This window comes from Brevibacterium paucivorans (assembly GCF_016907735.1).
GTDB classification, from domain to species: domain Bacteria; phylum Actinomycetota; class Actinomycetes; order Actinomycetales; family Brevibacteriaceae; genus Brevibacterium; species Brevibacterium paucivorans.
This window is the reverse complement of sequence record NZ_JAFBCP010000001.1, coordinates 582,860-597,949: the sequence shown is the minus strand read 5'-3', so window position 1 is coordinate 597,949 and position 15,090 is coordinate 582,860. Positions and strand designations below refer to the sequence as shown.

Here is a 15,090-nt window from a genome sequence, read left to right as displayed (position 1 = left end):
CATGCCCGCTGTAAATGGAATAGATTATTTTCTTGTCGCCTCAAGGACGGAAACGACTTCGAGGTGAACATCCGGAAAGATTTTCAGGACTTGCGAGTCGCAGACTTGCCAAGAAATAAAATCTGTTCTAAGATGGAGAAGTTGCCTCGATCGAGGCAAAACCACCTTTAGCGTGAGCCGGCTGTGTGTTGGTGAGTGTTTTTGTGTGTGTTCTTTTTCAACTCAATAGCGTGTTTGTTTGTTTTTGTGATGCCAGTTTTTTTATTTTTTCTGGTTCTCAGATTGATTTGGCTTGATTATTTTTCTTGTCTTTTCTTTTTGGGTGCTGGGGTTTTTCTTTCTTGTTTTTTGTGGAGAGTTTGATCCTGGCTCAGGACGAACGCTGGCGGCGTGCTTAACACATGCAAGTCGAACGATGAAGCTTGGTGCTTGCACTGGGTGGATTAGTGGCGAACGGGTGAGTAACACGTGAGTAACCTGCCCTTTACTTCGGGATAAGCTTGGGAAACTGGGTCTAATACCGGATATTCTGCGTGATCGGATGGTTGTGTAGGAAAGATTTTTTGGTAAGGGATGGGCTCGCGGCCTATCAGTTTGTTGGTGGGGTGATGGCCTACCAAGACGACGACGGGTAGCCGGCCTGAGAGGGCGACCGGCCACACTGGGACTGAGACACGGCCCAGACTCCTACGGGAGGCAGCAGTGGGGAATATTGCACAATGGGGGAAACCCTGATGCAGCGACGCCGCGTGGGGGATGACGGCCTTCGGGTTGTAAACCTCTTTCAGTAGGGAAGAAGCGAAAGTGACGGTACCTGCAGAAGAAGTACCGGCTAACTACGTGCCAGCAGCCGCGGTAATACGTAGGGTACTAGCGTTGTCCGGAATTATTGGGCGTAAAGAGCTCGTAGGTGGTTTGTCGCGTCTGCTGTGGAAACGTGCCGCTTAACGGTGCGCGTGCAGTGGGTACGGGCGGACTAGAGTGCAGTAGGGGAGTCTGGAATTCCTGGTGTAGCGGTGAAATGCGCAGATATCAGGAGGAACACCGGTGGCGAAGGCGGGACTCTGGGCTGTTACTGACGCTGAGGAGCGAAAGCATGGGGAGCGAACAGGATTAGATACCCTGGTAGTCCATGCCGTAAACGTTGGGCACTAGGTGTGGGGTCCATTCCACGGATTCTGCGCCGTAGCTAACGCATTAAGTGCCCCGCCTGGGGAGTACGGCCGCAAGGCTAAAACTCAAAGGAATTGACGGGGGCCCGCACAAGCGGCGGAGCATGCGGATTAATTCGATGCAACGCGAAGAACCTTACCAAGGCTTGACATGCACTAGACCATCGCAGAGATGTGGTTTTCTTTTTGACTGGTGTACAGGTGGTGCATGGTTGTCGTCAGCTCGTGTCGTGAGATGTTGGGTTAAGTCCCGCAACGAGCGCAACCCTCGTTCTATGTTGCCAGCACGTGATGGTGGGAACTCATGGGAGACTGCCGGGGTCAACTCGGAGGAAGGTGGGGATGACGTCAAATCATCATGCCCTTTATGTCTTGGGCTTCACGCATGCTACAATGGCCGGTACAGAGGGTGGCGATACCGTGAGGTGGAGCGAATCTCTTAAAGCCGGTCTCAGTTCGGATCGTAGTCTGCAACTCGACTACGTGAAGTCGGAGTCGCTAGTAATCGCAGATCAGCAATGCTGCGGTGAATACGTTCCCGGGCCTTGTACACACCGCCCGTCAAGTCACGAAAGTCGGTAACACCCGAAGCCGGTGGCCTAACCTGTGTGGGGGGAGCCGTCGAAGGTGGGACTGGTGATTGGGACTAAGTCGTAACAAGGTAGCCGTACCGGAAGGTGCGGCTGGATCACCTCCTTTCTAAGGAGCAACCACCCGTTTGGGTGGGTAAGCCACGCGTGTTGTGTGTGGTGCTTATTTTTGGGTGGAACGTCACAAAAACTCTCACAGTGCATTCTTTGTGGTGTGTTGTGTGCGTGTGTTGTGTGCTCTTTGGATGGGGCATGTAGTGCATGGGTGGGCACGTTGTTGGGTTGTGGGGGAACAGACTGTTGTGTGTTTTTCTTGTTGTTGTTTTTGTTTGTGAATAGTGGACGCGAGCATCTGATGAATGATCGTCGTGATTGTTTGTTGTTGTGTGTTATCTGGTTTGCTGCACGTTTATAAAGTGTGGTGAGTGTGTAAGAGCGCATGGTGGATGCCTTGGTATCAGGAGCCGATGAAGGACGTGGTGACCTGCGATAAGCCTCGGGGAGTTGGTGAACGGACGGTGATCCGAGGGTGTCCGAATGGGGGAACCCCGCTGCATGTGATGTGTAGTGACCTGCCATTGAATGTATAGGTGGTAGGGGGGAACGTGGGGAAGTGAAACATCTCAGTACCCATAGGAAGAGAAAATAATAATGATTCTGCTAGTAGTGGCGAGCGAACGTGGATGAGCCTAAACCGTGTGTGTGTAAGCGTGCTGGTGTTGCATGCATGGTGTTGTGGGGTTGGTTTTTCTGCTCTCAGCATGGAGTGGTGCCGTGATGTGCGTGTAGGTGAATAGTCTGGGATGGCTAACCGTAGTGGGTGAGAGTCCTGTAGCTGAAATGCGTGTGTTGTGGTGTGACTGATTCCCGAGTAGGACGGGACTCGTGTAATCCTGTGTGAATCTGCCAGGACCACCTGGTAAGGCTAAATACTTCCTGGTAACCGATAGTGGATAGTACCGTGAGGGAATGGTGAAAAGTACCCCGGGAGGGGAGTGAAATAGTACCTGAAACCATGTGCTTACAATCCGTCAGAGCCCCCAAGTTGGGGTGATGGCGTGCCTTTTGAAGAATGAGCCTGCGAGTTAGTGATACGTGGCGAGGTTAACCCGTGTGGGGTAGTCGTAGCGAAAGCGAGTCCGAATAGGGCGGTATAGTCGCGTGTTCTAGACCCGAAGCGGAGTGATCTAGCCATGGGCAGGGTGAAGCGATGGTAAGACGTCGTGGAGGCCCGTACCCACCTAGGTTGAAAACTGGGGGGATGATCTGTGGTTAGGGGTGAAAGGCCAATCAAACTCTGTGATAGCTGGTTCTCCCCGAAATGCATTTAGGTGCAGCGTTGCGTGTTGCTTATGCGAGGTAGAGCTACTGGGTGGCTGATGGGCCCTATCGGGTTACTGACGTCAGCCAAACTCCGAATGCGTGTAAGTGTAAGCGTGGCAGTGAGACTGCGGGGGATAAGCTTCGTAGTCGAGAGGGAAACAGCCCAGACCATCAACTAAGGCCCCTAAGCGTGTGCTCAGTGGGAAAGGATGTGGAGTTGCGAAGACAACCAGGAGGTTGGCTTAGAAGCAGCCACCCTTGAAAGAGTGCGTAATAGCTCACTGGTCAAGTGATTCCGCGCCGATAATGTAGCGGGGCTTAAGTACACCGCCGAAGTTGTGGCAACACCACGTTAAAAGGTTTAACGGCCGTGGTGTTGGGTAGGGGAGCGTCGTGTGGCCGGTGAAGTTGCCGTGTAAACGAGTGATGGAGGCTATACGAGTGAGAATGCAGGCATGAGTAGCGAAAGACGGGTGAGAATCCCGTCCGCCGGATGACTCAGGGTTCCAGGGGCAGGTTCGTCCGCCCTGGGTAAGTCGGGACCTAAGGCGAGGCCGACAGGCGTAGTCGATGGATAACGGGTTGATATTCCCGTACCGGTGAAAAACCGTCCATACCGAATCATGTGAGACTAACTACTCACACTTACCGAACACCTTTCGGGGTGTGGTTGTGGGTGTGGGTAGGACCTGAGCGTGTTGTAGGTAAGCGTGTTAACAGGTGTGACGCAGGAAGGTAGCCAGGCTGCGCGATGGTTGTCGCAGTCTAAGGTTGTAGGCCGTCATCTTGGTAAATCCGGATGACTTTATGGTTGAGAGCTGATGGGCACTCCACGTGGTGGAGTGATCTGGTGATCCTATGCTGCCAAGAAAAGCATCGACGTGAGGTTTGATCCGCCCGTACCGATAACCGACACAGGTAGTCAGGTAGAGAATACTAAGGCGAGCGAGATAATCGTAGTTAAGGAACTCGGCAAATTGCCCCCGTAACTTCGGAAGAAGGGGGACCATCCTGGTATTAGCCTTTTGCGGTGAAAGCTGGTGGTGGTCGCAGAGACCAGAGAGAAGCGACTGTTTACTAAAAACACAGGTCCGTGCGAAGACGTAAGTCGATGTATACGGACTGACGCCTGCCCGGTGCTGGAAGGTTAAGAGGACCCGTTAACCCTTGGGTGAAGCGGAGAATTTAAGCCCCAGTAAACGGCGGTGGTAACTATAACCATCCTAAGGTAGCGAAATTCCTTGTCGGGTAAGTTCCGACCTGCACGAATGGCGTAACGACTTCTCTGCTGTCTCTACTACGAACTCGGCGAAATTGCATTACGAGTAAAGATGCTCGTTACGCGCAGCAGGACGGAAAGACCCCGAGACCTTTACTACAGTTTGGTATTGGTGTTCGGTGTGGCTTGTGTAGGATAGGTGGGAGACTAGGAAGCATGCACGCTAGTGTGTGTGGAGTCATTGGTGAAATACCACTCTGGCCATTCTGGATTCCTTAACTTCGGACCCTGATCGGGTTCAGGGACAGTGCCTGATGGGTAGTTTAACTGGGGCGGTTGCCTCCCAAAGAGTAACGGAGGCGCCCAAAGGTTCCCTCAGCCTGGTTGGCAATCAGGTTTTGAGTGTAAGTGCACAAGGGAGCTTGACTGTGAGACGGACGTGTCGAGCAGGAGCGAAAGCTGGGACTAGTGACCCGGCCGTGGATTGTGGAATCGCGGTCGCTCAACGGATAAAAGGTACCTCGGGGATAACAGGCTGATCTTGCCCAAGAGTCCATATCGACGGCATGGTTTGGCACCTCGATGTCGGCTCGTCGCATCCTGGGGCTGGAGTCGGTCCCAAGGGTTGGGCTGTTCGCCCATTAAAGCGGTACGCGAGCTGGGTTTAGAACGTCGTGAGACAGTTCGGTCCCTATCCGCTGCGTGCGTAGGAAATTTGAGAAGGGCTGTCCTTAGTACGAGAGGACCGGGACGGACGAACCTCTGGTGTGCCAGTTGTACCGCCAGGTGCATGGCTGGTTGGCTACGTTCGGGAAGGATAACCGCTGAAAGCATCTAAGCGGGAAGCCTGCTTCAAGATGAGATTTCCATGAGGTGCCCTACAGACTATAGGGTTGATAGGCCAGACGTGGAAGCACAGTAATGTGTGTAGCTGACTGGTACTAATACACCGATCACTCACACACACTACGTGTGAGTAGACCAGGTAACACCGACAACAAACCCTGGACATCACGAACGAACACTCAATCACTCGCGTCCACACACGAACACTCGCAACAAAAACACTGTGCACACACACCGTGTGCCCCCACAATTTTTTGCGGTGGTTATAGCGTCAGGGAAACGCCCGGCCCCATTCCGAACCCGGAAGCTAAGCCTGACAGCGCTGATGGTACTGCACACGAGAGTGTGTGGGAGAGTAAGACACCGCCGCAAAACCACTCTTATCATTAAGGGCCTGACCACTACACTGGTCAGGCCCTTAAACAATTCACCCAAAGGTTCCGTAGATCCGGTTCCTTCGCACTAAGGGCTGAGTATCCGGGTTGCCACCCTGTGCGACTACCGGACCAGAGAACAACGTGTGCGTTGCGACAGTGTGACGGTCGGTCACCTCGACCTCAAAGAATGCACACGCCTGAGCAATATGGGCAGGCCCGCACTCACCATCCACAGTGGGGATATCATTGAGCAAACCGTAATTCGGTTGCCCTGAAGCGCCCAACCATGTAGCGATATCTTCTTGGTCAGCGTTGAGCACGCTGAGCGTAAACATCTGCGCACACTCCATCACATCCATGACTCGGGACAAAGAAAGAATCGACACCAACATGGTGGGCGGATCCCACGACACGTCAAGAAAAGAGTCAACAGTGACCCCGGTGAACTTCGAGCCTCCACCAACAGTGACCACTGCCACGCCAGAAGCGATCGAATCACTCAACCTGCGGTAGTCGTCAATGAAGTCACTGGATAGAATAGGGGGCATGACTGAAACCTATCCGAGTACCGGTGGCACGGCAACACTCGACCGCGAGCTACAAGAACAGCTGACTGAACCCGGTGATCACGAGCGGTTTTCACACTACGCGCCCAAAGCGAAAATCATGGAATCCATGGTAACCGGCACGCCACTGGTAGCCCTCTGTGGCAAAGTCTGGGTCCCCAGCCGCGACCCTCAGCGTTTCCCGGTTTGCCCTCTGTGCAAAGAAATCTACGAATCCATGCCAGAAGGTCAGGAGCCTGACGACGAGTGAACACTGGTAGGGTTCCAGGAACCTCTGCCGCCGAACATCTTTCTCCCGCTTTCCCCGAACGCGCCGCGTGGGGAACAGCGGGTAAATTACGTGCATGGCAGGCAGAAGCACTCGAACAGTACTTCCGCAACGAACCACGCGACTTCCTGGCAGTCGCAACCCCGGGAGCGGGAAAGACAACGTTCGCGTTGCGTTTAGCCTCTGAGCTTTTGGCACAACGCAAGGTCGACCGAGTCACCGTCGTAGCCCCTACGGAACACCTCAAGGTCCAATGGGCTGCCGCGGCTGGGCGCGTAGGTATCAAGCTCGACCCCAACTTTAAAAACTCACAAGGCCGTTCAGCCCCCGGCTTCCACGGCGTTGCAGTCACGTATGCGCAAGTGGCAGCGAAACCGGTGCTCCACCAAAACCGCACGGAAAAGTACCGCACGTTGGTCATCCTCGACGAGATTCACCACGCCGGTGACGCGCTTTCCTGGGGTGACGCCGTACGAGACGCTTTCGAACCCGCCCGCCGACGACTCGCCCTGACGGGAACGCCTTTCCGGTCGGACACCTCGGCGATCCCATTTGTCACCTACGTCCCCGACGACGAAGGCATCCGCACATCCCAAGCCGACTACTCATACGGGTACTCGCGGGCGCTTGGCGACGGCGTGGTGCGCCCCGTTATTTTCATGACCTACTCCGGCAACATGCGTTGGCGCACAAAAGCCGGAGACGAAATGGAAGCCATCCTGGGCGCAGACGCAACAAAAGACGTCCATGCACAAGCCTGGCGCACCGCACTGAACCCCACAGGCGAATGGATTCCCGCGGTTCTCAGGGCAGCCGACCGCAGGCTTACCGAAGTACGGCGCACCGTGCCGGACGCCGGGGGATTGGTGATCGCAACCGATCAGCAAGTGGCGCGCGCGTATGCCAAACAGCTTAAGGAAATAGCGGGCGAAGACGTGACCGTGGTGCTTTCGGACGAGGCGGGAGCCAGCGACCGTATCGAGGAATTCCAAAACTCCGACCGTCGCTGGATGGTTGCGGTTCGTATGGTGTCTGAAGGTGTGGACGTGCCCAGGCTCGCTGTGGGTGTGTACGCGACGTCATCAGCTACTCCGTTGTTCTTCGCGCAGGCCGTAGGGCGTTTTGTGCGCGCACGTAAACGCGGGGAAACCGCCTCGATCTTCTTGCCCAGCGTGCCCGTTCTTTTAGCCCTTGCCAATAACCTGGAAGCTGAACGCGACCACGCGCTTGACGTCCGACGGCCCGACGAAGACGACGATGAGCAAGGACTTCTAGACGATCAGGCTCTCAACGAGGCGAACCGTGAGGAATCCGCGTCTGGGGAACTGACGACAGGATCCTACGAAGCGCTCTCGGCGGAGGCGTCCTTTGACCGCGTGCTCTATGACGGTGGTGCGTTTGGAGCCGGGGGAGAAGTGGGCTCGGAAGACGAACAGGACTTCATTGGCCTGCCCGGGCTCCTGGAACCAGAGCAAGTGTCCCACCTGTTGCGTGCTCGCCAAACAGAACAGTCCAAACGCAAAGGACGAGCCACACCCGTTGAGGACCCGGACGAGATCGAGCACAAAGCGATGAAAGAGGAACGCAACAAACTGCAGTCGCTAGTGGGGGCGTGGGCCAGGCGCACAGGAAAACCGCACGGCTCCATCCACATCGAGCTCCGACGCGTGTGCGGTGGCCCCGCCGTGGCACAAGCATCACGCGAACAGATTCAAGAACGGATCAAAACCCTGCAACGATGGTTTGTGGGTCGCTGATAAATTCCACGTCGGACATTCCAATGGACCCCGAGTTGTCCATAGAATCTCATAAGAGATGCACTATGTGTGTCTTGCAGAAAGTCTGCAACCAATTGCGACGAAGGAGTTGAGCCCCATGTCCGACACAATGAATGCAGCTGTCGTCAATGAATTTGGAAAAGACCTCGAAGTCAAAGAAGTAGATGTTCCCAAACCCGGGCCATACCAGGCGCTTGTGAAGAACATTTCGACTGGCGTGTGCCACACCGACCTGCACGCAGCTCACGGTGACTGGCCGGTCAAGCCCCAGCCTCCGTTTATCCCTGGGCACGAAGGCGTTGGAAAGGTTGTTGCGGTAGGTGACTATGTCACTCGCGTTAAAGAAGGCGATCTCGTTGGTAACGCGTGGTTGTGGAGCGCATGCGGTGAGTGCGAATACTGCGAAACCGGCTGGGAAACGCTATGTGAGAAACAAGAAAACGGTGGATATTCGGTAGACGGATCGTTTGGCGAGTACATGCTGGTCGACAGCCGGTACTGTGCACTCATCCCAGAGGGTGCTGACCCATATGAAATCGCGCCGGTGCTGTGCGCAGGTGTCACGGTGTACAAGGGTCTGAAAGAAACCGAGGTGAAGCCCGGTGAATGGGTCGTTATTTCTGGTGTAGGTGGTCTGGGGCACATTGCAGTCCAGTACGCGGTTGCCATGGGAATGCGCGTTGTTGCCGTGGATATTGCAGATGACAAGCTCCAGCTTGCTAAGAAGCACGGCGCCGAGGTGGTTATCAACGCATTCGCGAACGACCCCGTCCCGGAGGTCCAGGAAGCCGTTGGCGGTAGTCACGGTGTTCTGGTGACAGCCGTGCACCCAGATGCGTTTGGGCAAGCGATTGGAATGACGCGTCGCGGTGGCACCATTGTGTTCAACGGTCTGCCACCAGGGGAGTTCCCTGCACCGATCTTCGACATTGTGCTTAAGGGACTGACGATTCGTGGTTCGATTGTGGGAACCCGCCGCGACATGGAAGAAGCTTTGGACTTCTACGCGCGTGGTCTCATCCACCCCACGTTTACTAAGCGTCCTTTGGGCGACATTAACGCGGTGTTTGATGAGATGGTCCACGGCAAGATCGACGGTCGTGTGGTTGTCGAATACTGAGTGAACCTACTTAAGCGGGGTTACAGGTGTGAAAGCCTGTAACCCCGCTTGCGTTATGCGTTGTAGTACACGGTAGGAATCGCAGGTTCACCGTCTTGCAAACGGTGAGCAGTGCGGGGCAGTTCGCGAATGCAGTCGTGGTAGTGATCGCGCGCCCGTTCAACGCCTTCAGGGCCGGTGTATCCGTCGACGATCTGACCGTCGACGACCAGGTCAACCGTGAGAGGACGTCCGCTGGAAACGTCCTCCGGAAGCGTGGGAACTCCGATCGCTTCCTCGGTTGCCACGCCACCTTCAAGTGCGCGCACTGCTTGTTTGAAGCCACCGTGTGAACCCTTGCCGGCCGATTTCTTTTCAACCGACACCCAGTCCTCACCGTTGTCAGAACGCGCCACCAGTTTGTACACCAAGTTAGCTGTGGGGGAGCCGGATCCTGTGACAAGGCGGGTGCCCACACCGTAGGAGTCCGTGGGTGTGGCTCGCAGGGCGGCTATCGCGTATTCGTCCAAGTCCGAGGTGACTGTAATTTTGGTGTTAGTGGCACCGAGTGCGTCGAGCTTGTCGCGGACTTCTGTCGCTTGGATGCCCAAGTCACCGGAGTCGATGCGCACCCCGCCCAGTTCTGTTCCGGCGACTTCGATCGCCGTTTTGAGTGCTTCGTCCACGTCGTACGTGTCTAACAGCAGGACAGTGTCTTTGCCTAGTGCTTTAACTTGAGCGTCGAATGCTTCGCGTTCGGTGTTGTGCAGAAGAGTAAACGCGTGTGCAGCGGTTCCAATGGTGCGGAGCCCGTAGCGCCTTCCTGCTTCAAGGTTCGATGTGGAGGCGAACCCAGCGATCACGGCTGCGCGGGCCGCACCAACTGCGGCGTATTCCTGAGTGCGTCGTGAACCCATGTCGGCACATGGACGGTTTCCTGCCGCCCGTGACATGCGGGACGCTGCCGATGCAACGGCGGTGTCGTAGTTCAGGACCGACAGGAGAAGTGTTTCGAGGACTACTGCCTGCGCAAAGGGCGCTTCAACCGTGAGGATGGGGGAGTGAGGGAAGTACATGTCCCCTTCTGCGTACCCCCGAATGTTTCCGGTGAACTCGTAGTTTTCCAGCCAGTCCAACGTGGTGGCGTCCGAAATGTTCGCGGACTTGAGGAACGCGAGTTCATCAGGGCCAAATGTGAAATTTTCGAGTGCTTCTAAGAAACGCCCAGTTCCAGCGACCACGCCGTAACGTCGGCCGGGAGGGAGCCTGCGGCCAAAAACTTCGAAGAGACAGGTGCGGTCTGCTCGACCGGATTCTAAAGCCGCCTGGACCATGGTGAGTTCGTACTGGTCGGTCAGAAGCGCTGTGGACTGGCGTGTGAGATCACTCATAACAGTGATCCTATTGCACGAACAGTCTGCGAGTCACAACGATGTTTCGCATATGGTGAATATGTGAGCAGTTCCATGAGCACCCTAGCCGAACCAGAGGTCGACGAAGTCGTTGCGACGGACTCGCCCTGGGTGACCATCGTGTTCAGTGACCCGGTTAACCTCATGTCGTATGTGACGTATGTATTCCGCAGCTATTTTGGGTATTCGCCAGCGAAAGCAAAGAAGCTCATGATGGAGGTCCACAACGAAGGGAAGTCGGTTGTAGCAACCGGCACCCGTGAACAGATGGAACGTGACACGGCGGCGATGCACGGTTTTGGGTTGTGGGCCACGTGCAAAAAGGCGGACGCATGAAGATTACGCCCGGTATTCGCTCAACGGCAATCATTGAGCTCGAACCAGTTGAACGCAGGGTTTTAAGCGGACTGTTTTCCGATGCCGCAGAACTACTCGACGATGGCGCCGAAACTGAGGCTGATGAGCTGGCAAAGCTCGTAGGAATGAGCTCCGGAAAACGACCCACCGACCCAGCGGTGCTCCGTCTACTTCCTGATGTGGACGCTGAGGATGCTGATCGTGCAGCAGAATTCAGGCGACTGACCGAACGTGACATTCGCGAATCGAAACTCGCGAACCTCCGAACTGCACTTTTCACTCTGTCACGCTCCGGCCGTACGGAGCTCACCGAAGAGCAAGCGCGCTCATGGGCCACTGCTCTGGGGGACGTGCGCCTGATCCTAGCGACCAGGCTGGGAATCGCAACCGACGCTGACCTGGAACACCTACTGGAAACGATTGACGAACAGCCTGAAAGCACGGTCATGACTGTGCATGTTTATGAACTTCTTACCTGGGCACAGGACCGCATTACCTCTATTCTGTTGGAAACTCTCCCCGACCTCGGCGAAGACGACGAGGACGGGGACAACGACCTCGGGAACGAAGGGCCACAACATTGACTGACTTTTCGATCACAGCGGTGGGGATCTCCGGTTCGTACCCCGGACCGGCGTCCTCAGCCAGTTGTTATGTGGTGAGCGCACGCGACGGTGAAAGAACCACCAACATCGTGCTAGACCTGGGCTCTGGAGCTTTGGGACCGCTTCAAACGGTTCTCAACCACACCCAGATCGACGCGGTGTTCCTCTCACACCTTCACCCCGATCATTGCCTCGACGTCACCGGGCTGTACGTGTTACGTACGTACGATCCCAAATTTTTCTTCGAGGAGTCGCCCCTCCCTCAACTTCCCGTTTACGGGCCTGCTGGAAGCGAAGCCCGGTTGCAATCCGCGCACCACACGCCAGCCGGACTGGCCGCTGGGACCGGAAAAGGTGCGGATGACTCAACACTTGATTCGGCGTTCGAGTTTAAGGACCTCACCCCCGGCTCACGGCACACAGTTGGGCCACTGACCGTGGTTTCGCACTTGGTGGATCACCCGGTGGAAACATATGCACTGCGGATCGAGCACGCCAATGGTACGGTGCTCACGTATTCGGGCGACTCGGACGCCTGCGACGGACTTGTCGACGCTGCCCGTGACGCAGATTTGTTTGTGTGCGAGGCTGCATTCGAAGAAGGACGCGACAACGTTCGTGGCATTCACCTCACGGGTAAACGTGCAGGTGAGGTGGCGCGAACCGCCGGTGTTAAACGTCTTATGCTCACTCACATACCGCCGTGGACCAGTGAGGACAAGGTGCGCACAGAAGCCACGGAGAGCTTCGGGCACACCCCCGAACTCGCATCACCACTGACCACATACACGGTTCCCTGAACGACCTCGCCGGCCGCGACGACCTCGGGAAACCCCACCCCAACCAGTTAGCCAGCTAGCCCGGAATGACACCAACCAACCCATACCAACCCAAGGAGAAAACAGTGCGATTTGACGGACGCCAAGCCAATGAACTGCGTGAGGTAAAGATTACGCGCGGATGGCTCGACCACGCGGAAGGGTCCGTGCTCGTGGAGTTTGGGCGCACGCGCGTGCTGTGCGCGGCTTCGCTGACTGAAGGTGTTCCTCGGTGGATGAAGGGTGAAGGGCGCGGTTGGGCCACGGCCGAATACGCCATGCTTCCACGTGCCACCCACACCCGTAGTTCCCGCGAAAGCGTCAAGGGAAAAATTGGGGGACGGACGCACGAGATTTCTCGGTTGATCGGTCGTAGTTTGCGTGCGGTTCTTGACTTGTCGAAGCTAGGTGAAAACACGCTCCAGGTGGACTGTGACGTGCTCCAGGCCGACGGTGGCACGCGCACGGCAGCGATTACGGGTGCGTATGTTGCACTCGTCGACGCGGTTGCGAAAGGCAAGGAACTGGGATGGATTCCTAAGAACGCCGAGGTGTTAAAGGACTCCGTGGCCGCGATCAGTGTGGGAATTGTGGATGGGAAGCCCGTGCTTGACCTGCCGTATGAAGAGGATTCGACCGCCGAAACCGACATGAACGTGGTCATGACTGGCTCGGGCGCGTTCGTGGAGGTGCAGGGAACCGCAGAAGGTGCCCCGTTCGACCGTGCTGAACTGGGGTCGTTGTTGGATTTGGCGGAGCACGGGTGTGCGGAGCTCGCCCGGATTCAGGCCAGTGCTCTGGCACAAGACCTGGTGAGCGGTTCAGATCAGTAAGGGGCCGGCCGTGACTCGTTTTGTTCTCGCCACCCACAACGCCGGTAAGAAAGTTGAGTTGCAGGCGATTCTGTCGCAGGTGATTCCCACCGCCGAGGTCGTCACGGCTGGCGAGCTGGGGTTGGCTGATGTTGTTGAAGATGGATTGACGTTCGAAGAGAACGCGCTCATTAAAGCGCGCGCTGTTGCCCAGGAGACCGGCATGCCTGCGATCGCTGATGATTCGGGTTTGGTCGTTGATGTGCTGGGTTCTGCGCCGGGGATTCTGTCTGCCCGCTGGGCGGGGAAGCACGGCGATGACCGCGCGAACTTGGAGCTGCTACTCAAGCAGCTCAGCGACATTCCAGACCGTGGGCGCGGTGCCCGCTTTGTGTGTGCGGCCGCGTATGTGAATGCCGGCACCGAGGTCGTGTGTACCGGGGAAATGCGTGGCACGATCTTGCGGGAACCAGTGGGAGACGGTGGCTTTGGGTACGACCCGATTTTTCAGCCAGACGGCGTGAACGTGAGTGCGGCACAGCTGTCCGCGGAAGAGAAAAACGCGATCAGCCACAGGGGCAAGGCGTTACGGAAGCTCGTGGCAGAAATCGCCCCTGCGTAGCGGATGTGCTGACAGCGGAATAGGCGCGGATTTGGGTGCAGTGGGCCACCAGATTGGTGTTACTCTCTTGTCAAACGATTGCACGGATGCACGCATGTGCTGACGGACACTCGTATGGCCTTTCGAAAGGGAAGATCGTTGGCACGTTTCATTCGCTCAATTGTCGTAGTTACTCTCGCAGCTCTTGCTACTTCCGCATGCGCAATCGGTGCAATCAGCGAAGAGAAATTTGCTCAACAGATGTTTGAGCGTGGAGGAGGCATCGCAGCGCCACGGGTCGAACAGGCGCTCCAGGACTTCGCGCAGCACGGTGGGTATGACGACGTCGAAAAAACCCAACTGCGGCGAATCAGTTTCCAGGGTTCAGACTTTTCGTTCGTTGGTGATGTGCTCAACGCACAGAATCCGGTAGAAAACGACTGGGTTTACTCACAGCCCTCCCGCAAAGCTTCGCCAAGGGAAAACAGTACCGACTCGTACTTCTTGGCACAAGATATTCCGCCTATTTTTCGCAAGGATCCTGCCACTCTCATCCGGAATATGCGTGACGAAGTCGATGGAGCAGAAATCACGAACTTTGACCTCATGGTGCGAGTAGGCAACGAAACGATTGTGGCTGACGCGCAGGGAGCAGCACCCGGGGGCGAGGTTCAGGACGCACCTGTTCCCCAACGCACAACGAACGTGTCACTTCACGGAACCGTGAATGGTCCCCGACTAGGACTCGTGAGCTTCGAATTTGATCCTCAGACCGGGGAGGTCATTTCTCGTGATTAATTCGTCAGCGTCGGTTGGACAACAACGGACAAACCAAGAAAAATCTCGACCCGTTAAAAGCAAGAAAAATAGCTTCCGCGGGCTTCTTGTAGCGGGCGTGGTCTCATACATTATTGTTGGATGTGTTGTGGTTTTCCCCATCGAGCTCATGTTCCCCATTCTCGACGCACCACTTGCACCGTTATTGTGCAAAGAACCAGGGGCGGAACTCATCAGCACCTCAGACGAATGGACAAACAGCGAGGGTGAAACAAGCGTCAGCGTCACCCGTTTCTGCGTTTCAGAAGCACAAGGGGTGCAACATCTGACATTCATGGATCGCCTGCCGGTCCGCCTTGGTCAGGCAGCTGTGGCCTGGCTACTGTTTGTCGTGTTGGTCAAGATGCGAGCTGCAGGTGCGCGCCGTAGGCGTTCGTGAGGGCTAGCAGCACTGAGTGTGAGCGGGGACT

At 56.1% G+C, this 15,090-nt stretch carries 12 protein-coding genes and 3 rRNA genes; 13 read left to right on the top strand and 2 right to left on the bottom strand.

Annotated features, from left to right (window positions below; all coding sequences use genetic code 11):
* Positions 1 to 347 precede the first annotated feature (347 nt).
* The 3 genes from JOE56_RS02850 (at position 348) to rrf (ending at position 5,522) form a co-directional block, all read left to right on the top strand.
* A 16S ribosomal RNA gene (locus JOE56_RS02850) occupies positions 348 to 1,871 on the top strand.
* A 309-nt stretch (positions 1,872 to 2,180) separates the two neighbouring features.
* Positions 2,181 to 5,269: ribosomal RNA gene (locus tag JOE56_RS02845) — 23S ribosomal RNA — on the top strand.
* A 136-nt stretch (positions 5,270 to 5,405) separates the two neighbouring features.
* A 5S ribosomal RNA gene (rrf, locus tag JOE56_RS02840) occupies positions 5,406 to 5,522 on the top strand.
* The 16S, 23S and 5S rRNA genes sit together here, the layout of an rRNA operon.
* 55 nt (positions 5,523 to 5,577) lie before the next feature.
* On the opposite strand, the gene JOE56_RS02835 is transcribed toward rrf, so the two are convergent.
* Positions 5,578 to 6,075, bottom strand: coding sequence for a flavin reductase family protein (locus tag JOE56_RS02835; protein ID WP_204514739.1), 498 nt, complete (start codon positions 6,073 to 6,075; stop codon positions 5,578 to 5,580).
* Here JOE56_RS02835 and JOE56_RS02830 point away from each other — a divergent pair.
* The 3 genes from JOE56_RS02830 to adhP all read left to right on the top strand — a co-directional run bounded on the left by JOE56_RS02830 (position 6,074) and on the right by adhP (position 9,259).
* A complete protein-coding gene (locus tag JOE56_RS02830) occupies positions 6,074 to 6,343 on the top strand; it encodes a DUF3039 domain-containing protein (protein ID WP_005886356.1) in 270 nt (89 codons plus the stop codon). The genes JOE56_RS02835 and JOE56_RS02830 overlap by 2 nt on opposite strands.
* Positions 6,340 to 8,118, top strand: a complete 1,779-nt coding sequence (locus tag JOE56_RS02825) for a DEAD/DEAH box helicase family protein (RefSeq protein ID WP_204514738.1) — start codon at positions 6,340 to 6,342, stop codon at positions 8,116 to 8,118. The genes JOE56_RS02830 and JOE56_RS02825 overlap by 4 nt, the downstream gene beginning before the upstream one ends.
* A gap of 118 nt (positions 8,119 to 8,236) precedes the next feature.
* A complete protein-coding gene (gene adhP, locus JOE56_RS02820) occupies positions 8,237 to 9,259 on the top strand; it encodes an alcohol dehydrogenase AdhP (protein WP_204514737.1) in 1,023 nt (340 codons plus the stop codon).
* Between the two features lie 53 nt (positions 9,260 to 9,312).
* Here the strand turns inward: adhP and JOE56_RS02815 are convergent, their stop codons facing one another.
* Positions 9,313 to 10,629 carry a nicotinate phosphoribosyltransferase gene (locus JOE56_RS02815; RefSeq protein WP_204514736.1) on the bottom strand — a complete coding sequence of 439 codons (1,317 nt, stop codon included), beginning with the start codon at positions 10,627 to 10,629 and terminating at the stop codon, positions 9,313 to 9,315.
* A 75-nt stretch (positions 10,630 to 10,704) separates the two neighbouring features.
* Here JOE56_RS02815 and clpS point away from each other — a divergent pair, with 75 nt between their 5' ends.
* From clpS to JOE56_RS02780, 7 genes are all read left to right on the top strand, one after another.
* The gene (clpS, locus tag JOE56_RS02810) at positions 10,705 to 10,986 is read left to right on the top strand and encodes an ATP-dependent Clp protease adapter ClpS (RefSeq protein ID WP_204514735.1); all 282 of its coding nucleotides are present in this window, start codon (positions 10,705 to 10,707) and stop codon (positions 10,984 to 10,986) included.
* Positions 10,983 to 11,591, top strand: a complete 609-nt coding sequence (locus JOE56_RS02805; protein WP_204514734.1) for a DUF2017 domain-containing protein — start codon at positions 10,983 to 10,985, stop codon at positions 11,589 to 11,591. Before clpS ends, JOE56_RS02805 begins: the two co-directional genes overlap by 4 nt.
* Complete coding sequence (locus JOE56_RS02800; protein WP_204514733.1) at positions 11,588 to 12,412, top strand: MBL fold metallo-hydrolase; 825 nt, start codon at positions 11,588 to 11,590, stop codon at positions 12,410 to 12,412. Before JOE56_RS02805 ends, JOE56_RS02800 begins: the two co-directional genes overlap by 4 nt.
* Before the next feature lie 65 nt (positions 12,413 to 12,477).
* On the top strand, positions 12,478 to 13,263 hold the full coding sequence (gene rph, locus JOE56_RS02795) for a ribonuclease PH (RefSeq protein WP_239530349.1): 786 nt from the start codon (positions 12,478 to 12,480) through the stop codon (positions 13,261 to 13,263).
* A gap of 10 nt (positions 13,264 to 13,273) precedes the next feature.
* Positions 13,274 to 13,864, top strand: a complete 591-nt coding sequence (gene rdgB, locus JOE56_RS02790; protein ID WP_204514731.1) for an RdgB/HAM1 family non-canonical purine NTP pyrophosphatase — start codon at positions 13,274 to 13,276, stop codon at positions 13,862 to 13,864.
* 138 nt (positions 13,865 to 14,002) lie between these two features.
* Positions 14,003 to 14,641, top strand: coding sequence for a hypothetical protein (locus JOE56_RS02785; protein ID WP_204514730.1), 639 nt, complete (start codon positions 14,003 to 14,005; stop codon positions 14,639 to 14,641).
* A complete protein-coding gene (locus JOE56_RS02780; protein ID WP_204514729.1) occupies positions 14,634 to 15,059 on the top strand; it encodes a hypothetical protein in 426 nt (141 codons plus the stop codon). The genes JOE56_RS02785 and JOE56_RS02780 overlap by 8 nt, the downstream gene beginning before the upstream one ends.
* Positions 15,060 to 15,090: the final 31 nt, after the last annotated feature.